This window comes from Pontibacter anaerobius (genome assembly GCF_026241195.1).
Lineage (GTDB): Bacteria > Bacteroidota > Bacteroidia > Cytophagales > Hymenobacteraceae > Pontibacter > Pontibacter anaerobius.
Map to the genome: position 1 here is coordinate 1 of NZ_JAPFQO010000012.1, position 15,226 is coordinate 15,226.

The window sequence follows — 15,226 nt, forward strand, 5'->3', positions numbered from 1 at the left end:
TTTGGCTCTTTTTCTGATCGTTGCCCCGCTTTAGTGGCCTTTGATGCCGCCCAGCCCTAAAAAAGCCTGAAAGACACGCCACTTTAAAACCTGAAAATAATCCCAATCACGGCCAACTAACAGCTAACTACCACTCTCCTAAGCCCCAGGCTGAAGATGGTTTCGCCGGGTTGGGTATGCACGCGGATGCTACCGCCGTGCTGGCGCATGATCTGCCGTGACAGGCTGAGGCCAATACCAGAGCCTTGTTTTTTGGTGGTGTAGAACGGGATAAAGATCTTGTCCAGCACATCGTCAGGTATGCCGGGGCCATTGTCCGTCACATCTATGCGTAGCTTGTCGCGCTCCCCTTCCGGCACAAAGGCCACTACCTCCACACATGGCTTGTCGCTTTGCTGCAGGCAGGCTTCTACTCCGTTTTTTATCAGGTTAATAAGCACCTGCTCCAGCTGCTCGGCATCGGCAAGGACTTCTGTTTTCTCGTCGGGCAGGTACATCTTCAGGCTTACGTGCTGGTCTTCCAGTTGGTGCTGCAGCAGCGTGTGCACATTCCGCAGCAGTTCTGCCACACGCACCGGCTTAAGCTCAGAAGCTGGCAAACGCATCAGGCGGCGGTAGTTTTTCACGAAGTGCAGCATGCCGGCGCTACGCTTTTCGATGGTCCGTAACCCAGACTGCATATCCTCCAGCACCTCCTCGTCTATACTTTCGCCTGCGGCGTGTTTTGCCATCACCTCCTGCTCTAGCAAATTGTTTACCGTGCTGGCCAGGGATACCACCGGGGTAACGGAGTTCATGATCTCATGCGTCAGCACCCGGATCACTTTTTGCCAGGTCTGCAGCTCTTGCTCCTCTAACTCAGACTGTATGTTCTGCAGCGTTACGATTTTAAGCAGCTGCCCCTGCATCTGCAGTTCCGTGGCGCTCAGGTTCAGCAGGAGCTGTTCCTCATTCACCTGTAGCGTCACCAGCCTTTTCTCCTCGTGGCCTATAGTGTACAGCGCCTGCACCAGCTCCGGGCTCAGGCGTTCCAACGTATCGATATGGCGCATATGCGGAATGTGCAGCAGCTCTTTCGTTACATGGTTCACCAGTTGCACCTCCCCCTCCTCGTCAAACGTAAGTATGCCCACGCCCACCTGCTCCACAATGGCCTGCAGGTAATGGTAATGGGCTTGTCTCTCTGTTTTCACCTGCTGAAAGGCTTCTGAAATATCGTTGAAGCTCTGGTACAGCTCCCGGTAGGAGGAGTTAAGGCCTGATGTGGCAAAACGCTGGGTAAAGTCGGAATAGCGGATGGCCTGCAGAAAGCTGCTGATATCACGGTTGGTGCGCTCTACGAAGTGGATAAGGTCATAGAGTTGAAACAGCACAAGCAGGAACAGTACGATGCCCGTCATGTACCAGTCGGTACGGAAAAGCACCAGCATCAGCAGCAGTACCACGGCAATCAGCATGAAAAGGCGCAGCAGCAGCTTTACCCTAAACCCGCTATAGACCATGCTTCTCTATTCTGCGGTAAAGGGCCGTGCGCGTAATGCCCAACTCTTTGGCGGCATGCGTTATGTTGCCCGAGTGCTTTACAAGGGCCTTCTGCACCATCATTTTCTCCAGTGCCTCCAAGGTATAATCGTTATCATGTATACTTTCCAGCACATGCTGTTTATGTTGCCCGTTTTCGCTGGGTGCAAAGTAGAAGTCGTCGGGGTGAAGCTCGTTGCCGTCGCAAAGTATAACGGCCCGCTCCATGGCATGGTCCAGTTCCCGTATGTTTCCCGGCCAGTGGTAGTCATTCAGGCGGCGCAGCGTGTCGGCGTTCAGGTGCAGGTCGGGGCGGTTATACTTCTGGCAATATACTTTCAGAAAGTGATCCGCCAGCAGTTTTATGTCTTCGCGGCGCTCACGCAGCGGCGGCAGGTGTATTTCCACGGTGTTGATGCGGTAAAGCAAGTCCTGGCGAAATTCACCCTCTCGCACCATATCGTAAAGCGGCATGTTGGTAGCGCAAATCAGGCGGATATCAATGGGCCGCGGTTTGTTGGTGCCCAGGCGGATAACCTGCCTGCTTTGCAGCACTGTTAATAGTTTAGCCTGCAGCGCCAGCGACAGGTTCCCGATCTCGTCCAGGAAAAGGGTGCCGCCTGATGCCGCCTCCAGCCTACCCGCCCGCTCTTCCCTGGCATCGGTAAAGGCGCCTTTGGCGTGCCCGAACAATTCACTCTCAAAAAGGGTGGTACTGATGGCACCGAGGTCTACGATTTCAAATACATTGCCAGCCCTCTTTGACTTCTTGTGCAGCGCGCGGGCGGCCACTTCCTTGCCTGTTCCGTTCTCGCCAAGTATAAGCACATTAGCATCGGTAGCTGCTACTTTATCTATCGTTTGGTACACGCGCTGCATGGCCGCCGATACCCCAATAAATCCATCGTAATGATAAGCGGTGTTTTCGCGCACAGCTTTCTCGGCGCTGCGTTTGCTCACGGAGTCGCGGTTCTGGCAAGCCGTTTTAAGTATGGCCACCAACTTTTCGTTCTGCCAGGGTTTTAGTACAAAATCGGAGGCTCCCTCTTTCAGTGCCCGCACCGCCAGTTCAATATCACCATAAGCCGTCATCAGGATTACGGTAATATTGGGCGATAGCTGTAGAATCTGCTTCAGCCAGTGAAAGCCTTCTTTGCTCGAGGTGGCCCCGGTACTGTAGTTCATGTCGAGAAGTACCACATCAAAGGTCTGCTCCTGCAGGAGGCCTGGAATCCGGTATGGGTCTGAGGTAGTTACCACCACGTCGAAATACTGCTTCAGCAATAGCTTTCCTGCCATCAGGATGTCTTCCTCGTCATCTACCACCAATACCTTACAAGGGATTTTACTCATAGTTTTAAATTGTAAATCGTGGGGATGTATATGTAAAAGTACGTTTTTTCTGTGCAATATGCCATGCTTCCGGCTAAGTATAAAATGTTAATCACGAAGTTCCTGCTCCTTTGCCTGCTTGCTGTTCGCTACAGGACACTCAGGTGTACGGAAGCGGACAGTATAGACATAGCAGCAAGCCTATACTTGAGCACAACTAACTGATTACCAATTACTTAATAAACATGGCACACTAATTGGCAATGCGGAAAGTGTAACTATGAAATAAATTACCCACGACCACAATCTACTACTATGGATCGCGTAATCGAAAAGAAAAAAGTAACACCTAAGAAGCTTATCCTCATTGCCGGAGGAACTCTGCTGCTGATACTGGTGCTCTACAACCTGCTGTTCGCTGAGCACAGCTCAACGCTGAACGTAGACAGTAAGCGCATCACAGTTGGCCAGGTTAGCGAAGGCATGTTCCAGGAGTTTATTGCCATAGATGGCACGGTGGAGCCGCTTAAAACTTTTTACCTGGATATAACCGAGGGTGGCCGTGTGGAGAAGATCTATACCGATGACGGCCGCATGGTGGAGAAAGGCGACACGATCCTGAAACTCTCCAACACCACGCTCCAGATCGACTTTATGACCCGCGAAACGCAGCTCTACGACCTGATGAACGAACGCCAGAACTCCGAGATAACCATGAAGCAGGATCTGATCCGGAAGGAGAACGACCTGGCCGAGATAAAGTACCAGCTTGCACTGGCCCAGCGTAAGTATGAGCGCAACAAAATGCTGATAGAGGAGAAAGTGATCTCGCGGGAGGAGTACGAGGCTGCCAAAGATGAGTTTGAGTACCTGAATACCCGTAAAACCCTGGCAGAACGCTCCGTTAAGCAGGATGCCCAGCTCATGAACGACCGCCTGAAGCAGTTGGACGAGTCTATCCGCCGCATGGAGGCTAACATTGGCATGGCACGCAACACGCTAAACAACCTGTATGTAACAGCTCCTTTCACCGGCCAGCTTTCTACTTTAAAGGCTGAGGTTGGCGAGTCGAAAGCACCGGGGGAAAACATTGGCCAGATCGACGACCTGAACGGTTATAAAGTTAGAGCCAACATAGATGAGCACTACATCTCCAGGGTACACCCCGGCCTGAGCGGCTCCTTCGACTTCAACGGGAAGAGCTACAAAGTAACCGTGGCCAAAGTTATACCTGAGGTGCAGAATAATACCTTCCAGGTGGATATGGAGTTTGCAGAGGGCGCTCCGGAAGGCATCCGCCGTGGCCAGACATTGCAGATTAAGCTGAACCTGAACGATGGCGCCAAGGCCGTGCTGCTCCCACGCGGCGGCTTTTACCAGAGCACAGGCGGCAACTGGGTGTTTGTGGTGAACGAAGCCAGCGGCAACGCCCAGAAGCGCCAGATCAAACTGGGCCGCCAGAACCCGAACTATTACGAAGTGCTGGATGGCCTGCAGCCGGGCGATAAGGTGGTGCTATCCTCCTACGACAGCTACGGCGACATAGACCAACTGGAACTGAAATAAGCGCCGGATGAATTCCGAAGCTATATCACAGAAAAGCACTTGATAACCGAGAACGCACACACCATTTGTACAAAATAAAACTAGAAAACATTTACAACAGCAAGAACCATGAGCATGCAAGAACTAATAATCGACACGCAAAACCTGCAGAAGAAGTACATCACGGACACAGTAGAAACCACCGCCCTGGCCGGGGTAGACCTGAAAATAAAGCGCGGCGAGTTCGTGGCCATCATGGGTCCATCCGGCTGTGGCAAGTCTACCTTACTCAACATCCTGGGTATGTTGGATAGCCCGTCGTCCGGCAGCTTTAAGTTCCTGGGTCAGGAGGTGGCCAACGTATCGGAGCGCCAGCGCGCCAAGCTGCGCAAAGAAAACCTGGGCTTTGTGTTCCAGAGCTTTAACCTGATAGATGAGCTGACAGTGGAGGAGAACATCGCCCTGCCCCTGGCTTACCTTGGCTTCTCTAAATCTGAAACCGAGAAACGCACCCTGCAGGCCATGGAGCGCATGGGCATCGCGCACCGCCGCAGCCACTTCCCGCAGCAGTTGTCGGGTGGCCAGCAGCAGCGGGCCGCCATTGCCAGAGCCGTGGTGTCGGAGCCCGCGCTTATACTTGCCGACGAACCTACCGGTAACCTGGATTCCGTACACGGCCGCGAGGTAATGCAGCTGCTCTCCGAACTAAACGATGCCGGCACTACCGTAGTAATGGTAACGCACTCCCCTACCGATGCCGAGTACGCGCACCGCATCGTGAACCTGTTCGACGGCCAGATCGTGACCGAGAACCTGAACGTGAAACGCCACGCTGCAGAGCTGCTATAAAGTATAAACTGCAGGCGCTCCCGGCGTCTGCAGTTTATACTTCTACTTTCCAAGATCTACCTTCAGAAAGCCTAACCAAAATAAAACTATGTTCAACAACTATCTCAAGATCGCAGTCCGTAACCTGTTACGGAACAAAGTATACTCGGCTATCAATATCCTGGGACTGGCTATCGGGATAGCTTCCTGTATACTTATTTTCCTGTATGTGCAGGACGAACTGAGCTACGAAAACCACTTCAGTAAGTCAGGCCGCATTACACGCATTGTTGGCGAGGTAATTTTTGAAGGGCACAAGGATGAGTTCGCGGTGACACCTCCGGCACTGGCGCCTGCCGTCAGCCGTTTCTCCGACATAGAGGCTGTTACACAGTTTAACCGTGCCGGCAAGCAAACCATCTGGTACAACAACCAGACTTTTACTGATGAAGACCTTGTTTTTGCAGACAGTGTTTTCTTTAAAGTGTTTGATTACGAGCTGTTGGCCGGCAACCCTGCCACAGCCCTTATTGCCCCCCATACCATCGTGCTGACGGAGGAGATGGCAGAGAAGATATTTGGCGGTGTGGAGCAGGCGATGGGCGAAGTGCTGCAGTTTAGCCGCGACTCCTATACTGTTACAGGGGTATACCGCAACCTGGGTCATTCGCACCTGAACGTATCCGGCCTTTTATCCAAAGCTACCATCGATGCCCGCACCAGTGCAGAGGAGCGCAACACCCAGTGGTTTAACCTAAACAACTACACGTATGTGCTGCTGCAAAATGAGGAGCAGATAGCTTCGCTGCAAGCGCAGGTAGACGATTTGACTCAAAACCACGTGAACCCCTGGATAAAGGAAAACAAGCTGAACGCCCAGATGAAGTTCATCGTGCAGCCCCTGAAGGACATCCATTTCGACACCCGCTACATGCACAGTATATCCTCTTCGGGAAATATATCCTATGTATACATCTTTGGGGCTGTGGCGGTTTTTCTGCTACTGATAGCAAGTATAAACTACATGAACCTGGCCACCGCGCGCTCAGCCAAGCGCGCCAAAGAAGTGGGTTTACGCAAAGTGGTTGGTGCTGATCGTAGTCAGATCATCCGCCAGTTCCTGGGCGAGTCGGTGCTGCTGACGCTGATTGCCGTGCTACTGGCGCTGGCGCTGGTGCAGATCTTTATCCCGAGCTTCAATAACCTCACGGAGAAGAATTTCTCCTCCGACTTCTTCCTGCAGTGGGATTTTCTGCTCGTTATTCTGGCCATTGTGCTGCTGGTGGGTGTGGTAGCAGGCAGCTACCCGGCTTTTTTCCTCTCGGGCTTTAAACCAGCCGATGTACTGAAATCCGATAAGCAACCCAGAGGGGGCAGTGCCACTCTGCGCCGGGCATTAGTGGTGCTGCAGTTCAGCATCTCCCTGATCATGATCATCGGCACCATTGTGGTGTTTACGCAGATGCACTTCCTGAAAAGCGCTGACCTGGGCTTTAATAAAGAGCAGGTGATGGTGATTGATGTGCCGGGCGGCGACTCCACGCTGGTGCAGCGCCTGCCAGTTATCAAGCAAAAGCTGCTACAGAACCCGAACGTGCTGCAGGTCTCTAACTCATACAGCATACCTGCTGAGCCCACTAACCGCACCCTTTTGCTCATGGAGCAAGACGGTAAAATGGTGGAGAAAACAATGGATATCATAGCGGTAGACTATGACTTTATTTCGCTGATGGGCATGGAGATAAAGGAAGGCCGTAATTTCTCCCGCGACATGAAAACAGACGAGAAGAGCGGCATCATTATAAACGAGGCTGCCGCAAAGTGGCTGGGTTGGAGCGAGCCGATCGGCAAGAAGGTAGGGACAGGTGAAAACAGGGTTGGAGACAGCAGCACCAGAATTATTGGCGTGGTGAAAGACTTCCATATGAGCTCGTTACACACCGATGTGCAGCCACTGGCAATCACACTTGCGCCTGAGTCTCCGGGCTACCTGCTGGCCCGTATCTCGCCAGAGAACCAGGCTGCCACCATCAGTTTTGTAGAGGAACAGTGGCGTATGTTCGACCAGCGCCATCCTATGGAGTACTTCTTTATGGATGAGTTTTTTGACCGCCAGTACCGCGCCGAGGAGAAGATGCTAACCGTGTTCGGGTACTTCGCGGGCCTTACCATACTTATCGCCTGCCTTGGCTTGTTTGGCCTGGCGTCGTTTACGGCGGAGCAGCGCACCAAGGAGATCGGTATCCGCAAAGTGCTCGGTTCCACAACGGGCAATATTGTGCTGCTGCTCTCCAAGGATTTTGCGCTGCTCGTAGCTATTGCCATCATGCTGGCAACGCCGGTGGCCTGGTATGGCATGAGCCAGTGGCTGCAGGACTTTGCCTACCGCATCGACTTGAGCTGGTGGATCTTCGCCCTGGCTGGATTGCTGGCCCTGGTTATCGCGCTGGCAACCGTAAGCTTCCAGGCAGTAAAGGCGGCCCTGCTGGATCCTGTGAAAGCCATCCGGACACAATAGAAAAGTATAAACCCGATTAAAGTATAGTGTTTGTTGTTTGTTTATGGTGCATCCCCGGCGTAAAGCGGTATGGCCTATCGCTGCCGGGGTACATCATACCTTCAGGCAACCTTTTGCGTCGCATCAGCATCTGTATATCGGCAGGTATGACTACGTAAGGGAGCCTGGTCTACAAAAAGAGCCATTTGGTCTAAAAAAGCTATCTTTTATACTTCGTATGAGTTATATTGATAGAAACCGAAACTAATCATGCTTAAAAACACACTCACTGCTCTTACACTTTGCCTCGGCCTGAACATGGCCGCCCTGGCCGGTAATGAGCTGCAGTCCGGCACTGCCCTGAAGTACAACGTTACTGTAGACCTGAAAAATGTGCAGGACGACAAGGTGCAAGTAACCGTGCAGGCACCGGAAATAAAACAGAATGAGGTTGTTTACAACATGCCCAAGATCGTACCCGGCACTTACTCCGTGTCAGACTTCGGCAAGTTTGTGACAGACTTTAAAGCTTATGCCAAGAACGGCGATACCCTAGCCGTAGAGAAACTGGACACCAACCGCTGGAGGGTCAGCAATGCCACGAGGCTCGCCAGGGTAACCTACTGGGTGGATGATACCTTTGACGCCGCCAAGCGCGAGGACGCGGTCTTTGAGCCGGGCGGAACCAACATAGAGGAAAACAAGAATTTCCTGCTGAACACCTTTGGCTTTGTTGGCTACTTTGATGGCATGAAACAGGTGCCTTACCAGTTAAACATCACTAAGCCGCAGGGCTTCTATGGCTCTACGCCGCTTAAAGTTGTTTCCTCCAACGACTCGCTGGATACATACGAACTGCCTAACTACGTGGAGCTGGCTGACTCGCCGCTGATGTATAATGTGCCCGATACCACTGTACTCCAACTGGGCAACACGCAAGTGCTGGTGTCGGTCTACTCCCCTACCGGCCGTGTTACGTCGGAGCCGATTGCAGCTAATGTAAAGGATATACTGGAGGCGCAACGCAGCTACCTAGGCGGCACATTGCCGGTAGATAAGTATGCCTTCCTGATCTATGTGCCGGAGCGTGTGGGTAAGTCAGGGTCTTTCGGGGCGTTGGAGCACTCTTACTCTTCGGTATACTTTCTGCCGGAAATGCCGGAGGCACAGTTTAGCAGCACCATCCGCGATGTGGCAGCCCATGAGTTCTTCCACATCGTTACGCCGCTCAACATACACTCCGAAGAGATCGGCAACTTCGATTTCATCAACCCGAACATGTCGAAACACCTGTGGCTGTACGAGGGCGTAACCGAGTATTTTGCCACGCACGTGCAGCTGTACGAGAACTTGTATGGCATGGATGAGTTCCTGCAGAAGATCCGCGATTACATCTTAACCTCCAAAACCTACTACAACGACACGCTTCCGTTTACCGTGATGAGCGACCAGGTGCTGGATAAGTATGAGAACGAGTACGGAAACGTGTACCAGAAAGGCTCTCTGATCGGGATGGTGCTGGATATACGGCTGCGGGAACTCAGCGAGGGCAAGTATGGCCTGCGCGACCTTATGCTCGACCTCTCCAAGACGTACGGTAAGGAGAATGCCTTTAAGGATGAGGAGCTGTTTGATAAAATAACAGAAATGACGTACCCGGAAATTCGCGATTTTTTTGCCCGGTATGTAGAAGGCCCAGAGCCGCTGCCGCTGCAGGAGACGTTCCGCAAGGTGGGTATTATTTACCAGCCCACAGGTACGGAGCAGGTAATATCGTACGGTGGTTTTGCACCGGGTTTTGATGAGGAAACGAGTAAAATCAAAGTAGCTGATACAGCCGACATGGATGAATTTGGCCGCAAGATCGGTTTCCAGACCGGAGACCTGCTGCTGGCCTTTAACGGCACCGAGATCACCCCTGCCAACATCCGCCAGCTTATCGGGGAGGAGCTGCAAAGTATGAAGCCCGGCGACAGGCTGACCTTTACCGTAGGCCGCCTGAACGACAAAGGGGAGCTGAAGGAGAAGAAGCTGAAGGGCAAGGCTACAGCCGTGAAACGCCAGCAGCAGCACGTACTAAAACCAGACCCAATGGCAACACCCGAGCAGCTGCAGCTGCGCAACGCCTGGCTGGGTATGGACGGCGCCTAAGCTATACTTTGCATCACAATATTGCCACTAGTATAAAATAAAACTATGAAAAAATGTATTACCATAGCCCTGCTCAAAAAGCTGGGAGGGCTAACCTTATGCCTTAGTTTAGCGACAGCCGCCCATGCTCAGGAGCCCCTGACGCTGGAGAAAAGCCTGGATCTGGCCCGCCAGAACAACGTGACACTGCGCCAGGCCCGGTACAATAACACCAAGTCCGATATTAAGGTGAGCCGCAACAAGTATGGCTACCTGCCCAGCATATCTGCAAACACAGACCTCAGCCGTACCAACGGACTAGTATTTGATAACGTGACCGGACAGGTGCAGCGCGGAAATACTAACGCCTCCTACCCCTACATTGCGGGCCAGGTGGTGCTTTTTGACGGCTTTTCCAAGCTATTTGAACTTAAGAAAGCAAAACAGCAGGCCCAGGCAAGCGCTTACGCCGAGCAGCAGGCCGAGATAGACCTGGAGACGAACGTAACCGGTTATTACCTGCAGGCCCTCGTAGACCGCGAGAACATCAGCATTTCTGAGGCGCGCATTGAGCTGCTGGAAGGGCAACTGAGCCAGATGGAGAAGCTGGAGCGCGCTGGTGTACGGGCGCAGGACGAGGTGTACCAGATTAAGGCGCAGATCGCCACAGAGAAGCTGAACCTGATTACCTACCAGAACAATTACCGCAAAGCCAAGCTGATGCTCGTGCAGGAGATGAACGTGGAAGGCAACCCGGATTATACTTTGGAGATGCCCACCACCCCAACCGATATAAGTATGGACTTGCCATCGGAGGCGGAGGTAATGGCCAATGCCCTATCTTTCTCGCCGCTAGTGAAATCCTCTGCAGCCACGCTCGATGCTGCTAAAACGGAGCTTAAAATAGCTAAAAGCAATTTCTCTCCGACCCTGACACTGGAAGGCATGATTGGCTCCAACTACTCCAGCAACATCTACAAAGACCCTGAAAACGGCAACCTCGATGTCATGCCATACTTCGAACAACTGGACCTGAACCAGCGCAAGGTGGTGGCCCTGAACCTGAGCGTCCCGATCTTCAATGGCCTGAGCCGACACTTTGATGCACAGACGGCCCGCCTGGACCTGCGCAACGCCGAGCTTGATTACAAAGCCAGCCAGAACCAACTGCGCCAGACGGTGCAACAGGCTTACCAGGACGTGCTGGCTGCCCGCGAGAAGTATAACACTGTAACTGCCAACCTGGAGTATACCCAACGCGCCTTCGAGGGAGCCAAACGACGCTACGAGCTCGGCAACATCGACTTTTTTGCCTATATGGAATCGCTGAACAACATGAACAAGGCGCAGGCAGAGCTGCTGCAAAGCAAGTGTGAGTTTTATCTGAAGAAACGTATTCTGGAGCTGTACCAAGGGTAAGTGGGGCAAAGTACTGGGATGGTCAGCACCGGGTCCAACCACCCCTTGGAAGTTAGGATTTAAGAGACAAAAATTAGGGAAAATGGACCCACCCCTAGCCCCTCCGAGGAGGGGGATTTTCAGCAGACGATTACATCCCCCTGCCCCCTTCGAAGGGGGACTGTGCGGAAAGCAGCGGCTATCGAATCTGATCCCAGTCCTTGGGTTGAGCGCCTTTGGAGTTTTTCCGGTGCCGAGCGGGAGCGAGGCAGCCCGAGGCACGAGGGCAGGAAAAGGTCCCAGCGCGATGCCCGAGGACGAGCCCTCCCGGGCTGGAGGGAGCCAAGGCCAGAAATGCAACTGTAGGTATGTAAGGCTGAGGATGAGCAGTAACTAGTAAGTGTAGCTTGTGTCAAGCAGCAGAAAACAGCGGCTAGGGAAGTATAAAGTATAATCTCAAAGTATAAGGGATGGCTTTGCGAGCCAGTAGAGTTACAAACTCAAGACCATTGTAGGGCACAAGTTTGAAGACTTGCGCCAGAAGAGGAAAGTATAAACTGGCTAGTATAGCACCGATAAAAACTGCATCCCCTATAATACCTCAAAAAGCATTAACCTAAAACCTCCCCCAACCCCACCAACTACTACCTACATAACCGTAAAAGCTGTTGCCGCTGGCAATGGCTTTTACTTTTCTTAGACCGCGGCCACTTTAAGTAAACCAAAAGCACTTGTTAATGGTTAAGGCTCTGTCTGGCAAACTAAAATTTCATGTTACGCCGCCGAATTGCTAACTTGACAAAACACCAGCGTAACAGCTGCAAATATGCACATCTACCGAATCACCGTTGTTTCCCTATTGTTGTTGATCTCCCTGCCATCCTGGGCACAAAGGCAGGTGGTGCAGGGCTATGTACGTGCCGCCACCAATGGCGAGGCATTGATCGGCGCTACGGTATCGGCACCGGAAGCAGCTATCGGCACCATCACCAACGAAAACGGCTACTATCAACTTAACTTACCCGAGGGCGAGCATACGTTGCAGGCAACCTATGTTGGCTATGGCACCGCTACCCGTACCGTTACCGTGGCAGAGAGCAGCCAAAGTATAAATTTTACCCTTGAGCCAGCCAGCAACGAGCTGAAGGTGGTGGAGGTGCAGGCCAGCTCGCTGCAACAGAAACTGAACGACACCCGCATGAGCGTGGAGTCTTTGTCCTCACGTGAGGCCAAGTTGTTGCCAGCCCTCTTCGGGGAGGTGGACCTGGTGAAGACGCTACAGTTGAAGCCTGGCATACAGTCTGGCGGCGAGGGCACTTCGGGCCTGTATGTGCGTGGTGGCGGACCAGACCAGAACCTGGTGCTGCTCGACGATGCCATGATCTACAACCCATCGCACCTGTTCGGGTTCTTCAGCGTGTTTAACCCGGATGCCGTAAAAAGCGTGGAGCTGTACAAAGGTGGGTTTCCTGCGCAGTTTGGGGGGCGTCTGTCATCGGTGGTGGATGTCAGGATGAACAAAGGCAACAATGAGCGCATCAGAAGCACGGGTGGCCTGGGACTTATTTCCTCGCGCCTTACCGTAGATGGCCCTATCGTAAAAGACAAGCTCAATTTCTCCGTATCGGGCAGGCGCACCTACGTGGATATTTTCACGCGGCAACTGAACCGCATCAAGGAGGGTGACAAAGACTATAACCCCATCCCGGATTATTACTTTTACGACCTCAACGGCAACCTGAATTATACTTTAAGCGAGAAGGATGAACTGAGCCTGAGCGGCTACTACGGGCGCGACTTTTTCGGCTTTAACGACAGCGGCTTCAGCTTCGGCTTTGATTGGGGCAACACCATGGGAAACCTGCGCTGGCGGCATAAGTTCAACGAAAACCTCTACGCCACCACCTCCCTCACCTCCACGGGCTACAAGTATAACATCAACAACAAGATTGATATTTTCAGCTTTAAGCTCTCCTCCGAGGTGCAGGATTATACTTTTAAAACCGATTTCGACTGGTTTGTTGGCGATGGGCACAGCCTGAAGTTTGGGGCACAGGCCACGCACCACGACTTTACCGTTGGCCGCCTGAACTTTGAGTCGGAGGACAGCACGCTGAGCTTTGGCGCTGGCAATACCTACAGCGGCAGCGAGTTCGGGCTTTACGCTTCTGATGATTTTGTGCTGAGCCCGATGCTATCCTTTAACTATGGCCTGCGGCTGTCGGGCTTTAACAGCAGCGGCAAAACCTACGCAGCCCTGGAACCCCGGGTATCTGCCAAGTATACCTTGAACGAGCACACGTCGCTGAAGGCAAGCTACGCCAGCATGATGCAGTACGTGCACTTGCTCACCAATTCCGGCGCCTCGCTGCCAACAGATATCTGGTACCCGTCAAACAGAAACGTGCAACCACAGCGCTCCCAGCAGGCAGCTGTGGGCGTGAGCCACTTGTTCGGCAAAGGCAAGTACCTTATCACCAACGAGATATACTACAAGTGGATGCAAAACCAGATCGACTTCCGCGACGGGGCCAACCTGTTTGTGAATGACAGCCTGGAGAATGAGTTCCTGTTCGGGAAGGGCGACAGCTACGGCAATGAACTATACTTAGAGAAGGTGAACGGCAAAACCACCGGCTGGCTCGGCTATACCCTCTCCTGGACCTACCGCAAGTTCGATGGCATAAACAACGGCAGGCGTTTTCCGGCCCGCTACGACCGCCGCCACGACATCAGCCTGGTGTTGATGCACCAGCTCAACAAACGCCTGAGTTTAACCGGGGCCTTCGTGTACGGCACCGGCAATGCCTACTCGGTGCCGGTGGCCAGGTTTGCTTTTCAGGATGTGGAGGGAAAAGAGCCGACTGTCATACCCATTTACGAAGACCGCAACGCCTATCGACTGGCCGCCTACCACCGCCTGGACCTGGGTGCCGTGCTGAAGCTAAAACCGCGCCGGGGCGAGGCCGACCTTACCTTTAGCGTGTATAACGTGTACAACCGCCGCAACCCATACTTTGTGTACTTTGAGCAACAGAAGGATAAGAACAATGAGCAGACCATTATCGGCTTCCAGGCAAAGCAGGTGTCGCTGTTCCCGGTTATTCCTTCTGTTACCTATAATTTCAGATTCTGATGATGCAAAAGCGATTATTGTACCTGCTGCTACCGCTGCTGGCCATACTTACCGCCTGCGACCTGGAGAAGGACATTGATGTGGACCTGCCATACCATGAGCCGCAGCTGGTGGTGGAATGCTACCTGGAGCCCGGAAAGCAGATCCGGGCATCGGTGCTGGAAAGTTCCGGGTACTTTGAAGCCCCCACCCCTCCCATGGTACCCGATGCCGAGGTATTCGTTACCACACCCGCAGGCAAGCGCGTACAGCTAAAGTATAAGCCCCTGATGATAAAGAGCACCGGGCGCTTTTACACCCACACCTCCACCGAGATCATGAACGGCAAACCCGGCCAGGTTTACCAATTGGAGGTAACAGATGGCAAGGGGAGAAAGGTAACCGGCTTTACCATCGTACAACCCAAAGTACCCATAGATGAGGTGGAATGGAAGTTTAACGACAAAGACAAGGCCTACCTGCTCACCTCGTTTTACGACGATGCCAACACGGCCAACTATTACCGCTACATGACACACATCGACAGCCTCAGCGGTGGCTCTGACCGTGACTTTGTAACCTCCGATGAACTGACAAACGGCAAGCGGGTGTCCTACGGTTCTGCCTATGATTATGAGGAGAACGATACGCTTATTGTCACGCTGTACCACATCGAGCAGCAGTATTACGACTTTATATCCTCCGTCTCCGATGCCAAGGATGCCAACGGCAACCCCTTTGCGCAACCATCCAAGATAAAGTCATCGGTGGAGGGCGGCTTTGGCATATTCACCAATCTCGCATACGATCGTAAGACAGTTATCATCAGGAAATAACTAACGTACTTTAGCCTATTTTTT

General features: G+C 52.7%; 9 protein-coding genes. 7 read left to right on the forward strand and 2 right to left on the reverse strand.

Annotated elements, in window-relative coordinates:
• Positions 1–116: 116 nt before the first annotated feature.
• Positions 117–1,502, reverse strand: coding sequence for a sensor histidine kinase (locus OO017_RS16895; protein ID WP_266053874.1), 1,386 nt, complete (start codon positions 1,500–1,502; stop codon positions 117–119).
• Positions 1,492–2,874, reverse strand: coding sequence for a sigma-54-dependent transcriptional regulator (locus tag OO017_RS16900; protein WP_266053875.1), 1,383 nt, complete (start codon positions 2,872–2,874; stop codon positions 1,492–1,494). Before OO017_RS16900 ends, OO017_RS16895 begins: the two co-directional genes overlap by 11 nt.
• Before the next feature lie 294 nt (positions 2,875–3,168).
• Here OO017_RS16900 and OO017_RS16905 point away from each other — a divergent pair, with 294 nt between their 5' ends.
• From OO017_RS16905 to OO017_RS16935, 7 genes are all read left to right on the forward strand, one after another.
• On the forward strand, positions 3,169–4,419 hold the full coding sequence (locus OO017_RS16905) for an efflux RND transporter periplasmic adaptor subunit (protein WP_266053876.1): 1,251 nt from the start codon (positions 3,169–3,171) through the stop codon (positions 4,417–4,419).
• Between the two features lie 126 nt (positions 4,420–4,545).
• On the forward strand, positions 4,546–5,247 hold the full coding sequence (locus tag OO017_RS16910) for an ABC transporter ATP-binding protein (protein ID WP_439651324.1): 702 nt from the start codon (positions 4,546–4,548) through the stop codon (positions 5,245–5,247).
• Positions 5,248–5,335: 88 nt separating this feature from the next.
• Entirely contained in the window at positions 5,336–7,744 is a 2,409-nt protein-coding gene (locus OO017_RS16915) for an ABC transporter permease (protein WP_266053878.1), read from the forward strand.
• Between the two features lie 249 nt (positions 7,745–7,993).
• Entirely contained in the window at positions 7,994–9,874 is a 1,881-nt protein-coding gene (locus OO017_RS16920) for a M61 family metallopeptidase (protein ID WP_266053879.1), read from the forward strand.
• A gap of 45 nt (positions 9,875–9,919) precedes the next feature.
• Positions 9,920–11,272: a TolC family protein gene (locus OO017_RS16925; protein ID WP_266053880.1), complete on the forward strand. Its 1,353-nt coding sequence runs from the start codon at positions 9,920–9,922 to the stop codon at positions 11,270–11,272.
• An 805-nt stretch (positions 11,273–12,077) separates the two neighbouring features.
• Positions 12,078–14,387, forward strand: coding sequence for a TonB-dependent receptor (locus OO017_RS16930; RefSeq protein ID WP_266053881.1), 2,310 nt, complete (start codon positions 12,078–12,080; stop codon positions 14,385–14,387).
• A 2-nt stretch (positions 14,388–14,389) separates the two neighbouring features.
• Entirely contained in the window at positions 14,390–15,202 is an 813-nt protein-coding gene (locus OO017_RS16935; protein WP_266053882.1) for a DUF4249 domain-containing protein, read from the forward strand.
• Positions 15,203–15,226 lie beyond the last annotated feature (24 nt).

Bases quoted from the DNA above. Each gene is read 5' to 3' on its own strand.
- OO017_RS16905 (WP_266053876.1), top strand. From the start codon at position 3,169: ATGGATCGCGTAATCGAAAAGAAAAAAGTAACACCTAAGAAGCTTATC.
- OO017_RS16895 (WP_266053874.1), bottom strand. From the start codon at position 1,502: ATGGTCTATAGCGGGTTTAGGGTAAAGCTGCTGCTGCGCCTTTTCATG.
- OO017_RS16920 (WP_266053879.1), top strand. From the start codon at position 7,994: ATGCTTAAAAACACACTCACTGCTCTTACACTTTGCCTCGGCCTGAAC.
- OO017_RS16930 (WP_266053881.1), top strand. From the start codon at position 12,078: ATGCACATCTACCGAATCACCGTTGTTTCCCTATTGTTGTTGATCTCC.
- OO017_RS16925 (WP_266053880.1), top strand. From the start codon at position 9,920: ATGAAAAAATGTATTACCATAGCCCTGCTCAAAAAGCTGGGAGGGCTA.
- OO017_RS16915 (WP_266053878.1), top strand. From the start codon at position 5,336: ATGTTCAACAACTATCTCAAGATCGCAGTCCGTAACCTGTTACGGAAC.
- OO017_RS16935 (WP_266053882.1), top strand. From the start codon at position 14,390: ATGCAAAAGCGATTATTGTACCTGCTGCTACCGCTGCTGGCCATACTT.
- OO017_RS16900 (WP_266053875.1), bottom strand. From the start codon at position 2,874: ATGAGTAAAATCCCTTGTAAGGTATTGGTGGTAGATGACGAGGAAGAC.